The sequence below is a fragment of the Streptomyces sp. NPDC025651 genome, from assembly GCF_055558735.1.
This window is the reverse complement of sequence record NZ_JBVHLZ010000009.1, coordinates 26,654-39,958: the sequence shown is the minus strand read 5'-3', so window position 1 is coordinate 39,958 and position 13,305 is coordinate 26,654. Positions and strand designations below refer to the sequence as shown.

The following is a 13,305-nucleotide window of genomic DNA, read 5'->3' as shown; positions in this document are numbered from 1 at the left end:
TTCTTCGGGTCCTCCGTCCCGCGTCGGCCGTGACCGGCGTCGGCGGGCGGAGAGTCATGGGGCGACAGAGGGGCTGTCGCTGTTCCGGTACGGATGCGCGGGGTCGGCTCCCGCCGCGCGCAGGGCCTCGGCGACCGACCGCGCGAGCGGGGTGCCGTCCAGGGAGTGCTCGATCAGGCCGTCCGCGTAGGCGCGGGCCCGGTGCTGACCGAAGCTGAGGCGCCGGACGGCCTCGGTGTCCGGGTGCGGCTCCCAGGCGATCGCGACACCGGGGCCGATCCGGCGGGCGAAAGGGGAGACGGAGGGTGCCAGGCCCTCCCCCGCGGGGCCTGACGCCGTCTCGACGAGCGCGCGCAGGGCGGGCTCCGCGCGGCCACCGAGGTAGACGACCATCGCGTCCTTGCGCGGATACCGGTCCGGGTGCGCGAGCACCTTGGCCTGGTAGGGCACGCCGAGGTCCTCGAGGCGGCGCAGCGCCGCGCCCCAGACCGTGCTCGCCGCCTGCGGGCGGGCGATGTGCAGGTAGACCCGCAGGACGGGCGAGGTGTGACCGAGCGGCTGCCGCGTGCCCAGCACCGCCAGGAAGCCCGGGGAGAGCGCCGGACGGCACGGCGGGAGCTCGACGGTGACGTCGCCGCCGTCCACCGCCTCCGAGAGGGGCCCGGTGCGCACGAGCGCACGAGGGACCGTCACCCCGACCCCCTGCAGTACGACGGTGGTCTCGTCGCCGCCGCGCTGGGCGGCGGCCGGCGCCAGCCGGGCCGGCACCTGGCACACGGAGTGCGGAACCGCCCGCTTGAGGTCCGCCACGAAAGCGGGGTCGGACAGGTCACGGGGGTGCGCCGTCGATTCGGCCGCGCCCTGATGAAGCGTGCGGTAGAGGGTGTCCGCGAGGCGTTCGCGCAGTGCTCGGAGGCTGTCCGCACGGATCTCGTCGCCCGCGACGCACGCCGTGAGGTCGTGCGCCCGCACGGTGGTCACCTCGGCGATCTCGGCGAGTCCGGGGGTCATGCCGCCTCCATCCCGAGGACCGCGACGAAGGCGGCCGGGGTCACCAGGGCGGTGCGGCCCACTCCCGCCGCGGCCCGGTGCACCGGGGAGAGGTCGGAGCGGAAGGCGGCCACGGCCATCACCCGGTCGAAGAGGTGCCATCCGGCGAAGGCCACGGCGCGCACCGCAAGGCCGTCGTCGGGAGCGGACCGCACGGACCGGTACCCCTCGGCGAACGCGGTCAGCGTGGGCAGGGCCTCGTCCAGTCTCCGTACTCCCCTGGTCATGATCTCGTCGTGCGCCCGCCCCGGGTCCCCCGTGCCGCCGTCGCCCTGGGGGAACTCCTCGTCCGCGATGCCCACGACGCTCCTGAAGAGGAACTCGCCGACCACCGCGCCGACGTCCCGGGCGGCGTCGCCCCGCCGGAACTCCTCCCAGTCGGAGAGAAGCAGCTCATCGCCCTCCACGAGGACCTGGTCCAGCCTCAGATCGCCGTGTACCGGAACCGCCGGAGCGCTCTTCTCGTCCTCCCTGAGACGCCGTACGGATTCCGCCAGCGCGGTGTCTCCCTGAACGATGCGCCATAGGGCGATGAGACCCGCGCTGCTCTCCAGATACTGGCTCATCGACAAGGCGGTGAGGATCCGATGGTTCGGCAGGGGGAATGGCTCACGGGGAAGCTTTTCGGCGGGTACGCGCAGCGAATGCAGTTCGCCGAGCGACCGCCCCAGCTTGCGGGCGAGTTCGGGCCCGAATGCGTCGTCGGCGACCGCGTCGGCCGCCGTGCGACAGCCTTTCAGCCAATGCGTGACGTGAATTCCACGGTGCGCGTCGCTCGCCAGCGGAGTCGGCCACCGCAGATGCCGCAAGGGCCGCTCCCTGCACAGCCGTTCGAAGCGCCCGGCCCGCTCCAGGCCCGCTCCCGCCTGGCCCGCGGCGCGTATGAGCTTGGCGAACACGTCGACCCCACCGGTCGTCGTGCCGGCCACGTTCTGGTTCCGGCCGGGGAAGGTCACCACGGTGTCCTGCAGGAACTCCCCGTATCCCGCCTGACGAATGAACTCTGCTATCTCCACATCCGGCATACCTCGACTCTGCGGGGCGGGGAGATCTCGCATCAAGCATTTTGAAGATCTTCAAAATTCGTTTAACCGGGGGTTATGGGCTACGGCGTAGCCTGCGTTGAGCCATGCGCGACGGGGACGGCGCACGGCACGAACTGGGGGAAAGAAGTGAACACCTATTCAAGGCTGCAGCTCGGAAGTCTTTCCGAGCTCCGTGTCCATGTCGTTCCGCATCCGGGGGCGAGCCTGCTCTCCCTCGTCGCGGACGCGTTCGGGCAGCGGCGGCACGGCGTACCGGGCCCGGCGCGCCGAGCGGTGCGCACCGGCGCACCCGCGCATGCCGAAGCGACGCTGCGTCCGCTCTTCGCGCCCGAGCACCCGGCCATACCCGACTGCCTCACGCCGACGGGCACCATGTCCCACCAAGACGCGGCCCACCATCTGGAGAAGCTGCGGGACTTGTCGACCGACACGCTCCTGGCGGACCTGGAGGCGGACTTCGGCGGCGACGTCCCGCCGCAGTGGCGTCATGTGATCGAGCACCCGAAGCGATGGCTCCAGGGCTACGCCCAAGTCATGCAGCGCACTTGGGAGACCGTGCAGCCGGTATGGGCGGCAGCCGGCAACGCGCTGCGCAGGGAGGCCGAGCGGGTGGGCGGCTCCTTGGTGTACGGCCGCCCCGAACTGGCGCTGTGCGCCCTCAGTCCGCGCTACCGCCTCGACGGCACCGTGCTGCGGCTACCGGACAAGCACCCCGAGGACTTCGACCTCCTCGGCCGCCGGCTGATCCTCGTGCCGGTCGCTTCCGGCAGCGAGGCATCTCTGTTCGCCTTCGACGGGGCGGACACCGCCTGGGTGGGCTATCCGCTGCCCGGCCTCGACGCGCTCTGGTCCGGCCGGCTGCCGCAGCCCCGGGCGGCGCGCCGGGACCCGGCACGGCTCATCCTGGGCGACGCGAGAGCCGCCATCCTCCGCGCGACCAGTGCGGCCACACACATGGGAAGCCTGTCGTCAGCCCTGGGCTACGCGCCCGGAACGGTGTCCCATCACTGTGCGCGGCTGGAGGACGCCGGTCTCATCCACCGGCGCCGACAGGGGCAGCACGTGGTGGTCTGCCGCACCCAGCTGGGCAGTGAACTCCTCGACTCCCTTACCGGGAACGTGATCTGACGGGTCATCAGGCAACCGTTTCGAGGCGCGGCGGCCCGCCCCTCGCCGCGCCTCGAAACGGGGTTCGAGCCGCGGGCGTTCACGGCGCCCCGGCGCCCTCCGGTCCGTGCTTGCCGCGCCCCATGGCGATGACCGCCGCCCCGAGCACGCAGGCGACGCCGGCCACGAGGTAGGCCAGGTGGTAGCCGGTGAGTTGGTCGTCGCCCGTCGCCGCCACCAGGACCATGACCGCGACGCCGACGCTGGCGCCGATCTGCTGGGCCACGACGTTCACCGCTCCGGCGACCGCGTGCCGGTCCGGTTCGACTCCGGTGAGCGCCGCGGACGTCATCGAGGGGAAGTTCAGCCCCTGGCCGATGCCGCTGATCACCAGGCCGGGCAGGATGTGCAGCAGGTAGTTGCCGTGGTGCGGTGTGCTCATCCACAGCGCCGTCCCCACGCCGATCAGGACGAGCCCGACGGCCATCAGCGTCGGCGGGGAGTACTTGGCGAGCAGGCGCCCCGTACCGAAGTTGGCGGTGAGGAACACGGCCGCCGACATCGGCACCAGCGCGAGGCCGGATTCGAGCGGGGAGTACCTCAGCATCTCCTGCAGATACAGCGGCGCGAAGAACAGCATGCCGACCGAGCCCGTGTACTGGAGGAACGCCGCAAGGCTCGCGGACCGTACCGACGAGACACGGAAGAGGCCGAGCGGAAGCACCGGGTCCGCGGTGCGGCTCTCGTGCACGACGAAGAGGATTAGGAAGACCACCGCGGCGCAGAGCGCGCTCCACGCCACCGCGCCGCCACTGCTCGCGCCGACGACCAGCAGCGTGAGGCCGAGCGTGCCCGACACCGCGCCGGGCAGGTCGAGGCGCCCGCCGCGCCCGGCACCGTCGGGCAGGCCCGCGCGCGTCGCGGCGAGCACGGCGAGACCAAGGACCACCGAGAACCACAACACCGAGCGCCAGCCCATGAGTTGGGTCAGTACGCCGCCCAGCAGCACGCCGCCGCTGAAGCTCGCGGCGCCGACCGCCGCGTACACGCTGAGGGCCCTGTTGCGCGCCGGTCCGGCCGGAAACACCTCGGTCAGCAGGGCCAGCGCGGCCGGACCCGACAGGGCCGCGCCGATGCCCTGGACCGCCCGCGCGGCGAGCAGCACCCAGGTGTCCGGCGCCAGGGCCCCGGCCAGCGCGGCGACCGTGAACAGGGCGACGCCGGCCTCGAACACCCGCCGCCTGCCGAGCACATCGGCCAGCCGGCCGCCCACCAGCAGGAACCCCGCGAACGTGACGGCGTACGCGGTCATGACCCACTGGAGCGTGGTGTCGTCCAGGTCGAAGCGGTCGCCGACGGAGGGCAGGGCCGCGTTGAGCACCCCGAGACCGCTCACGTCCAGCGCGAGCGCCCCGGCGAGGACCCCGAGCGCCAGGCCGGACCGCTGTCGCGGCCTCACCTCGGTGCTGGTCATGCGGACCTCCCGGGGAACTCGCCGTCGCCCCTGTCAACCATGCCGAGCCATAATCGGGCGAACACTTCACCAACAATTGCCAAAGGCACGCCGGGGAAGGCGTCGGCATACGACGCCCCATGGTCCAAGATTTTCATGACGAGCAGCTTGCAGTGCCCACTCGCTCCTTGTCCAGGCCACCAAAGAATCACTAATGGATTACCCGCCGAAGTGCGCCTGAATTGACCCGTGTTGAACGTTGCTGCCCCCAGTCGGCCATGACGTCCGAACCGCCTCGCGGCCATTGCGCGAGGGGAGAGCGCGAATCAGTCACTTCGGGGTTCAAAACACGCCACTGCATGTTCCGGCCAACGAGGCGCACTTGTTTCACCATTCACTGGATGGCACTCTGTGGTCTGGTTCAGCCAGGACGACTTAACGGGGGTTCGGGTCGAAGTGCACGTACTAGTTCTCCTAAAGCCACGCCTTCACCCCTGATGGGGCCGCTGCCGCCTGGCTCCACCTCGGCACTCGGCACGTAGAAGCGAAGCTTCCGTGTGATGAACCGTCACTTTTTCCCGCCGCCTGAGCGCTGATTCACCGTCCGTTTTGCGTGCGCGCCGCGGACGCCTCGATTCCGCCCCTATTACAGAGCTGCCAGGACGAGATCTGCCCTGGAGTTTCCGGGTCCTTAATCAGTCGTGCCGCAAACTCTGCCGCTTCATTCCATCCGCCCTGTTGAGGAGCTGCCATGCCCCAAGAGCGCACAGCACGAGATTCGCACGCCATAACAGAGTTCTTGCTGTCTCGTGTTGTCGACCTCCTCGATGTATCCGAGGACACGGTGGACCGCTGGGCGCCGATGCACCGATACGGCATGGACTCCCTGAAGGCGACGACGCTTGCCGCATCGCTTTCGGAATTCATCGGCTGGAAAGTCCCCGTCACCTGGATGTGGCAGTACCCGACCGTCGACGAGCTGTCCCGCGCGCTCGCCGACGGCCCGCGTGCGGCGCAGGGCCCGGCCCCGAGCGCCGATCGCCGTCGTACGGGGACACACGAGCCCGTCGCGATCGTGGGCATCGGCTGCCGGTTCCCCGGCGGACCCGACCCCGCGGCGTTCTGGCGGCTCCTCTCCGAAGGCCGCGACGCCGTGGGGCCCGTGCCGGCCGCGCGGCGCGAGCTCCTGCGCGACCGGGTGCGGTGGGGCGGGTTCATCGACGGCATCGACCGGTTCGACCCGCTCTTCTTCGGCATCTCGCCCCGCGAAGCCGTCCAGATGGACCCGCAGCAGCGCCTGGTCCTGGAGCTGTGCTGGGAGGCCCTGGAGGACGCGGGGATCGCGCCCGACAGCCTCGTCGGCAGCGACACCGGCGTCTTCATGGCCTCCTGCTGGGGCGACTACGCGGCCCTCGCGCACTACCGCGGCCCCGACAGCCAGATCACCCCGCACACCGCGACCGGCATGCACGACGGCATCATCGCCAACCGCGTCTCCTACGTCCTCGGCCTGCAGGGCCCCAGCATGGCCATCGACGCCGCCTGCGCCGGATCGCTGGTCTCCGTCCACGTGGGCTGCCAGTCGATCCGGCTGGGCGAGAGCGATCTGGTGCTCGCCGGCGGCGTGAACCTGAGCTTCGTCTCCGACTACTACACGGCCATGGACGCGATGGGCGCGCTCGCCCCGGACGGCCGCTGCAAGTCGTTCGACGCCCGCGCCGACGGCTACGTACGCGGTGAGGGCGCCGGTGTGGTCGCGCTCGCCCCGCTGAGCGTGGCGCTGGAGCGCGACCTGCCGGTGTACTGCCTGATCAAGGGCAGCTCCTCCAACAACGACGGCCTGAGCAACGGCATGACCGCGCCCAACCCGCAGGCCCAGGAGAAGATGCTCCGCACCGCCTACCAGCGGGCGGGCATCGCGCCGCACCTGGTGGACTACGTCGAGTGCCACGGCTCCGCGACGCCGCTGGGCGACCCGATCGAGGCCAACGCCATCGGCGCGGTCCTGGGCGGCGACCGCGCGGAGCCGCTGCGGCTCGGCTCGGTCAAGTCCAACGTCGGGCACCTGGAGGCGGCCGCCGGCATCGTCGGCCTGGTCAAGCTCGCGATGTCGATGCGCAACGGCGTGCTGCCGCCGAGCCTGCACTACACCGCGCCGAACCCGCAGATCATGTTCGACGAGTACAACCTCACCGTCCAGGACCGGCTGACGCCCTGGCCCCGGCGGTCCGACGCGCGGCGCGGCGGCGTCAGCTCGTTCGGCTTCGGCGGCGCGATCTGTCACGTCGCCGTCGAGGAACTGCCGCGCCCCGAGAGCTCGTTGCTCCTGCTCGCCGCGGACTCCCGTGCGGAACTCGCCGAGCGGGCCCGGGCGCTGCGGGACGAGGACGACCTGCGCGCGCTCTGCGCCAGGGCGCCCGGCGACGGCACCTTCCGGCTCGCGGCCACCGCATGCGACATGGCCGAACTCAGGGCGCGGCTGGACGTCTTCGCCGCCGGTGGGACGGCCGCGGGGCTGAGCGTCGGGGAGGCGACCGGACGCCCGCCGAAGGTGGCGTTCCTGTTCTCCGGCAACGGCTCGCAGTGGGTGGGCATGGGCAGGCAACTGCTCGCCGGAATGCCGGTGTTCCGCCGGTCCCTGATGAGGTCCGACCGGCGGATGCGGGAGCTCCTCGGCTTCTCGCTCGTGGAGCAGCTGCTCGACCCCGAGGGCCGCATCGACGACATGGACGTCTTCCAGCCCCTGCTGTTCTCCCTGCAGGTCGCGCTCGCCGAGGCCTGGCGCTCGCTGGGCGTGGAGCCGGACGTCGTCCTCGGGCAGAGCGTCGGCGAGTTCGCCGCCTCCCACGTCGCGGGCGCGCTCGACTTCGACGACGCCTCGCGCCTGGCCGCCCACCACGGCAGGCTCCTGCAGCAACTGGCCGTGGGACGCGGCGAGGGCATCGTGGTCATGACCCCCGCGGCCGAGGTCGAGGAGCACCTGAGCGGACAGCTCACCGTGTCCGGCCACAACGGCCTCGGCTCCACCCTGGTCACCGGCACCCCACAGGAGATCGACGACCTCGTCCGGCGGCTGACCGACGCGGGCATCACCCACCACCGCGTACGGATGGGCCACGCCCCGCACTCGCCGCTGGTCGACCACGTCCTGGCCCCGCTGAAGCTCGAACTGGACGGGATCAGGCCGCGCACCGCACGCATCCCGATGATCTCGACGGTCACCGGGGAACTCGTCGACGGGGCCGAGCTCGGCCCCGACTACTGGGCGGACAACCTGCGCCAGGAGATCCGGGTGGTCGACGCCCTGACGAACCTGCGCGAGCACGACGTCGACGCGGTGATCGAGATCAGCCCGCACCCCGTCCTGCTCAAGTCCGTGGCGGAGATCCTGCCGGCGGCCACCCTGCCCTCGCTGCGCCGCGGCTCCGACGAGGCCGCGACCCTGCTCGGCTCGCTCGGCGCGCTGTACACCGCCGGACTCACCGTCCCCCACGGCCCGTTCCTCGCGGGCGACCGGGGACGGCACGTGGCCTTGAGCCGGGGCGAGGCCGCCGCCGACGAGCAGGTGCACCTCGTCCCCGTCACGGCGCGCACGGCCGAAGCGCTGGCCGACACCTGCCGCGAGCTGTCCAACCACGTCGAACGCGAGCCCGGCCTGCGGATCTCCGACCTCTCGTACACACTCGCGGCCCGGCGCACCCACCACAACCACCGGATCGCGCTGTTCGCCCGCAACCGCCAGGACGTCCTGGACGGGCTCGCCCGGGTCGCCGCGGGTCAGCCGCACCCCGACGTCGTCACGGGCACGGTCTCCGGCAGCGTCGACCGACGCGTCGCGCTGGTGTTCTCCGGCGGCGGCACGCAGTGGGTCGGCATGGGACGGGAGCTCCTGCGCTCGCACACCGGATTCCGTACGTGGATGAACGCCTGCGACGCCGCCGTGCGCGCGGCGGGCGGCTGCTCGGTCCTCGACCAGCTCGCCGCCCCGGCCGACGAGGCCAGGTACGAGGAGATGGACTTCCAGCAGCCGGTGCTGTTCGCCCTGCAGGTCTCGCTGGCGAAGGTCTGGCTCGGACTCGGCGTCCGGCCGACCGCCGTCGTCGGGCACAGCCTGGGCGAGGTCGCCGCCGCCTGCGTCGCGGGATCGCTGTCCCTTCAGGACGCCGCCCGCGTCGTGGTCGCCCGCTCGCACCTGCTGGAGCGCAAGGCGGCGCCCGGCGCCATGATCTCGGTGGACCTGCCGGAGGACGACCTCCTGCCGAGGCTCGCGCCGTACGCCGAGCACGCGGCGATCGCCGTGGTCAACAGCCCCACCAGCGCCGCGGTCTCCGGCTCGCCCGAGGCCGTCGACGCCCTGACGGCCGACCTCGAGAGGGACGGGATCGCGACCCGGCGCATCCGCGTCGAACGGCCGGTGCACAGCCCCGGCATGGACCCGCTGATCGAGCCGCTGCGCGAGAGCATCGACGGCATCACGCCGCTGACGAACACGGTCGCGTTCCGTTCCACGGCGCTCGCCGACACGGTGAACCCGGTCACCGACGTCGAGTACTGGGTGCACAACCTGCGCAACCAGGTGCGGTTCGCCGAGACGATCGGCGCCCTGGTCGACGACGGCGTCTCCACCTTCATCGAGATCGGCCCGCACGAGACGCTGCGCGGCGCGGTCGAGGAGATCGCGCTGACCCGCGGCGCCCAGGTGCACGCGATCAACTCCCTGCGGCGCGCCGAGAGCGACGTCCGCTGTCTGCTGGGGGCCGCCGCTTCCCTGTACGTCAGGGGCCTTCCGCTGACCTTCGACTCGTTGTACGCCGACGACGTCGAGGTCGTGGAGACCCCGCTCGTGCAGTGGCAGAAGGACCGCTACTGGCTGGACACCGCGGCGACCGCGGGCGTGACCGGAGCCGCGGCCGTGACCGGAGCCGCGGCCGTGACCGAAGCCGCATTCGTGACCGGAGCCGCGGCCGCGGTCGCGGTCTCGCCGGTGGAGGAGCGGCCCGCGCAGACGGAGAACAGGTCGGTCGAGGAGGTCGTCCTCGCCGAACTCGCCGACGCGCTGGGCGTACCGGTGAGCAGGTTCGACGCCAACGCCGGTCTGCGCGAGTTCGGTCTGGACTCGATGCTGGCGATCCGCCTCGTCAACAGGATGCAGGCGCTGTTCGGGCAGCGGGTGTCGCCGGTCGTCTTCCTGGACGGCCGGACGATCGCCGAGGTCGTCGCGCACTTCGTCGAGGTCACCGGCGGTCCTGCCGCTCCCCCGGCCGGCCCACCGGCCGCACGGCCCGTCCCGGAACCGGCGCCCGCGGCGAAACCGGAGCCCGAGCCAGTCACGCCCGAGGCCGAGCCCGCCCGGTCCTTCCTCGACGACCTGTCCGAGCTGGACGCCGAGGAGCTGGTGGAGGAGCTGGACGCCCGCGGGCTCCTCGACCCCACCGACGCCCCGGCCCTTGAGCAGCTGCGCGCCGAGGGGCTCGGGCTCGAACTGGCACCGGTCTCGCACGGCCAGGCCTCGCTGTGGTTCATGCAGATGGTCTCGCCGGACGCCGTGCCCTACAACTTCATGGTCGCGGCCCGTATCAGGACCGAGGTCGACGAGAAGGCGCTCGACCGCGCCGTGGGCGCCGTGCTGGACCGGCATCCCGCGCTCCGCACGATCTTCGTGGAGGCCGGGGGCCGTCCCTGCCAAGTCGTCCTGGACGAACCGGAGTACGACTTCCGGGTGGTCGACGGCACGGACCTGGACGACGAACAGGCCCGCGAGGAACTGGCGCGGCTCGGGCACCTGCCGCTCGACATGGACAACGGACCGCTCGTGCGGGTCGTCCTCATGAGGCGCGGCCCCGCGGACCACTACCTGCTGGTGCTCGTCCACCACATCGCGTCGGACGCGGCGTCGGCGGACGTGATGATCCGCGAGCTCCAGGAGTACTACGAGGGCGCGGACCCCGCCGACAGCGCACCGGTCGCCCCGTACACGGAGTTCGTCGAGTGGGAGCGGCAGTGGCTGGCGGGCCCCGCGGCCGACGCGGCGCTGGACTGGTGGTCGCGGAAGCTGGCCGACCCGCCCGCCCACCTCGACCTGTCCACCAAGGAACGGCCCCCGGGCGTCACCTACGAAGGCCGCGACATCGCGTTCCGCTGGAGCGCCGACGAGTCGCGCCTGCTGCGGGAGTTCGCGGTCCGCGAGGGCGTGTCGATCAGCACCGTCGTCCTCGCCGGGTTCTTCGCCACGCTCAACCGCGCGGCGAAGACCGAGGACGCCGTCCTCGCCACCGCCATCGCGCAACGCGCCGAGCCCGGCTGGGAATCCGCCATCGGCTACTACCTCAACACGGTGCTCGTCCGGGCGAACCCGGCAGGTGACCGCAGCTTCCGCGACCTGCTCGGCGAGGTGCACGCCTTCTCGCTCGGCCTTCTGGAGCACATGAACTACCCCCTCGACCTGCTGGCGTCGCAGCTGAAGCCACCGCGGGCCGAAGGCCGCTCCCCGTGGTTCGACGTGGTGGTCAACTGGCTGTCCTCGGACGCCTTCCCCCGCTCCGTCAAGCTCTTCCACGGCGTCGGCGACACCGTCTCGCCCGAGAGCTCCCTGCCGCTCGAACCGCTCCAGGTCCGCAGGCACCTCGCCAAGTTCGACCTGGAGATCTCGATGGCCGACATCGACGGCCAGGTCGCGGGACACGTCCAGTACAAACCGAGCTATCTGGAAAGGCAGACCGTGACGGCACTGCTCGCGCTCTACCGCACCGTGCTCTTCGACTCGATCGCCCGACCCGACCTGGCCCTCGACGACATCGCGGCCCACGGCCTGCCCGAGGGGACGGACCAGTGACCGCGACCCTGCACTCCGAGTTCGTCGAGCAAGCGGTCAAGAACCCCGACGCGACCGCGGTCTACTCCGACGCGGGCGTCCTGACCTACGGCGAACTGGACGAGCGCTCCCGCGCGTTGGCCGAGCGGCTCGTCGCGGACGGCGCGGGGCCCGGTGTGCCGGTCGGGATCTGCGTCGAGCGCACCCCCGACCTGCTCGTGGGCATCCTGGCCGCGCTGCGGGCCGGCTCCTGCTACGTACCCCTGGACCCCAACTACCCCGCCGAGCGGCTGACGTTCATGGTCAGGGACAGCGGGACCCGGCTGCTGCTGACCACACCCGCGTCGCGGGCCAACTGCCCGGCGGGGCCGACCGTGGTCGTGCTCGGCGAGAGCGTGCGCACCGAGCCCGGCGAGCGGCCCGTGCCGGTCGTGCCCGGCGACACCGCGTACGTCATCTACACGTCGGGCTCCACCGGCCGCCCCAAGGGCGTGGCCATCCGCCACGGCGGCTGCGTCGCCATGCTGGCCGAGATGGACCGGCTCTTCGAGGGCTGCGACCTGAGCGGCGTCTCCGCGGCGAGTTCGGTCTGCTTCGACATGTCCGTGATGGAGATCTTCGCCGCGCTGTGCCGCGGCGGCGCGGTCGTGCTCGTGCAGAGCGCCGTCCACCTGCCGGAGAGCCGGTACGTCGACAAGGTCACCCACCTCAACGTCATCCCGTCGGTGATGAACGGCCTGCTGGACGCCGGGTGTCTGCCGCCGAACGTACGCACCGTCGTGTTCGGCGGCGAGCCCCTGCGGCGCAAGCTGGTGGACCGGGCCTACCGCGAGACCAACGCCGACCGGGTGTACAACGCGTACGGCCCGACCGAGGGGACCGTCTTCTGCAGTCACGGACTCGTGCCGCGGGACGGGACCGAGGAGCCGACGATCGGCCCGCCGTCGGCCCACGCCCGCGCCTACGTGCTCGACGAGAACCTGGAGCGGCAGCCCGTCGGCGTGCCCGGCGAGCTGTACATCGGCGGCGTCGGCCTCGCCCACGGCTACGTCAACCGGCCCCGCACCACGGCCGAACGGTTCGTGCCCGACCCGTTCCTGGACGGCGAGCGCATGTACCGCACCGGCGATGTCGTCACGTTCACCGCCGACGGAGAACTCCGGTTCGGCGGTCGCACGGACCACCAGGTCAAGCTGCGCGGCTACCGCATCGAGCTGGAGGAGGTCGAGGCCCGGCTCACCGGCTGCCCCGAGGTGCGGGAAGCCGCCGCCGTCGTCCGCGGCAACCGGCTCATCGGCTATGTCGTGCCCGAGGGCGAGGCCCCGGACGGCGCCCGGGTGGACGCCGCGCTGCAGAGCACCATCAACGGCAGGCTCGCCACCGAGCTGCCCGACTACATGGTGCCGGGGACGATCGTGCTCCTGCCCGCCCTGCCGCCGGCGCCGGGCGGGAAGCTCGACCGGGCCGCGCTGCCGGAGCCGCCGGCCGCCGACTCCGACGCGCCCCTGACGGCCGCCAGTACACCGACCGAGGTGGCGGTGTCGGAGATCTGGGGCCAGTTGCTCGGCCTGGAACCGGCGGGCATCGACGTCCGGGCCGCCTTCTACGACCTGGGCGGCGACTCGCTGCTGCTCGTCCGCCTCGCCCGGCTGATGACCCGGCGGTTCGACCGCCGCGTCCGCGTGCCCGACCTGTTCAGCTTCCGTGACATCTCCTCCCTCGCCCGCTGGCTCGACGAGGAGAGCGGCGCCACCCCGGAGGTGGTCAGGACCGCCCGCCGCCGCGCGGGCGCCCGCCGTGCCGCGCTGCGCGGCCGCGCCTCCAACGGCAGCTGAACC

At 72.0% G+C, this 13,305-nt stretch carries 6 protein-coding genes; 3 read left to right on the top strand and 3 right to left on the bottom strand.

The window, feature by feature from the left end:
* Nucleotides 1–54: 54 nt before the first annotated feature.
* Nucleotides 55–1,011: a T3SS effector HopA1 family protein gene (locus tag ACZ4D5_RS28985; protein WP_467775384.1), complete on the bottom strand. Its 957-nt coding sequence runs from the start codon at nucleotides 1,009–1,011 to the stop codon at nucleotides 55–57.
* Nucleotides 1,008–2,075 (bottom strand): class V lanthionine synthetase subunit LxmK, encoded by a 1,068-nt coding sequence (lxmK, locus tag ACZ4D5_RS28980; RefSeq protein ID WP_467775383.1) that lies wholly within the window; start codon nucleotides 2,073–2,075, stop codon nucleotides 1,008–1,010. Before lxmK ends, ACZ4D5_RS28985 begins: the two co-directional genes overlap by 4 nt.
* Nucleotides 2,076–2,222: 147 nt before the next feature.
* On the opposite strand from lxmK, the gene ACZ4D5_RS28975 reads away from it, so the two are divergent.
* Entirely contained in the window at nucleotides 2,223–3,224 is a 1,002-nt protein-coding gene (locus tag ACZ4D5_RS28975) for an ArsR/SmtB family transcription factor (protein WP_467775382.1), read from the top strand.
* A 79-nt stretch (nucleotides 3,225–3,303) separates the two neighbouring features.
* Here the strand turns inward: ACZ4D5_RS28975 and ACZ4D5_RS28970 are convergent, their stop codons facing one another.
* Complete coding sequence (locus tag ACZ4D5_RS28970) at nucleotides 3,304–4,677, bottom strand: MFS transporter (RefSeq protein WP_467775381.1); 1,374 nt, start codon at nucleotides 4,675–4,677, stop codon at nucleotides 3,304–3,306.
* Between the two features lie 778 nt (nucleotides 4,678–5,455).
* On the opposite strand from ACZ4D5_RS28970, the gene ACZ4D5_RS28965 reads away from it, so the two are divergent.
* Nucleotides 5,456–11,488 (top strand): acyltransferase domain-containing protein, encoded by a 6,033-nt coding sequence (locus ACZ4D5_RS28965; protein ID WP_467775380.1) that lies wholly within the window; start codon nucleotides 5,456–5,458, stop codon nucleotides 11,486–11,488.
* Nucleotides 11,485–13,302: a non-ribosomal peptide synthetase gene (locus ACZ4D5_RS28960; protein ID WP_467775379.1), complete on the top strand. Its 1,818-nt coding sequence runs from the start codon at nucleotides 11,485–11,487 to the stop codon at nucleotides 13,300–13,302. The genes ACZ4D5_RS28965 and ACZ4D5_RS28960 overlap by 4 nt, the downstream gene beginning before the upstream one ends.
* Nucleotides 13,303–13,305: the final 3 nt, after the last annotated feature.

Excerpts from the sequence above, each read along its gene's own strand:
- ACZ4D5_RS28985 (WP_467775384.1), bottom strand. The coding sequence starts at position 1,011 with ATGACCCCCGGACTCGCCGAGATCGCCGAGGTGACCACCGTGCGGGCG.
- lxmK (WP_467775383.1), bottom strand. The coding sequence starts at position 2,075 with ATGCCGGATGTGGAGATAGCAGAGTTCATTCGTCAGGCGGGATACGGG.
- ACZ4D5_RS28970 (WP_467775381.1), bottom strand. The coding sequence starts at position 4,677 with ATGACCAGCACCGAGGTGAGGCCGCGACAGCGGTCCGGCCTGGCGCTC.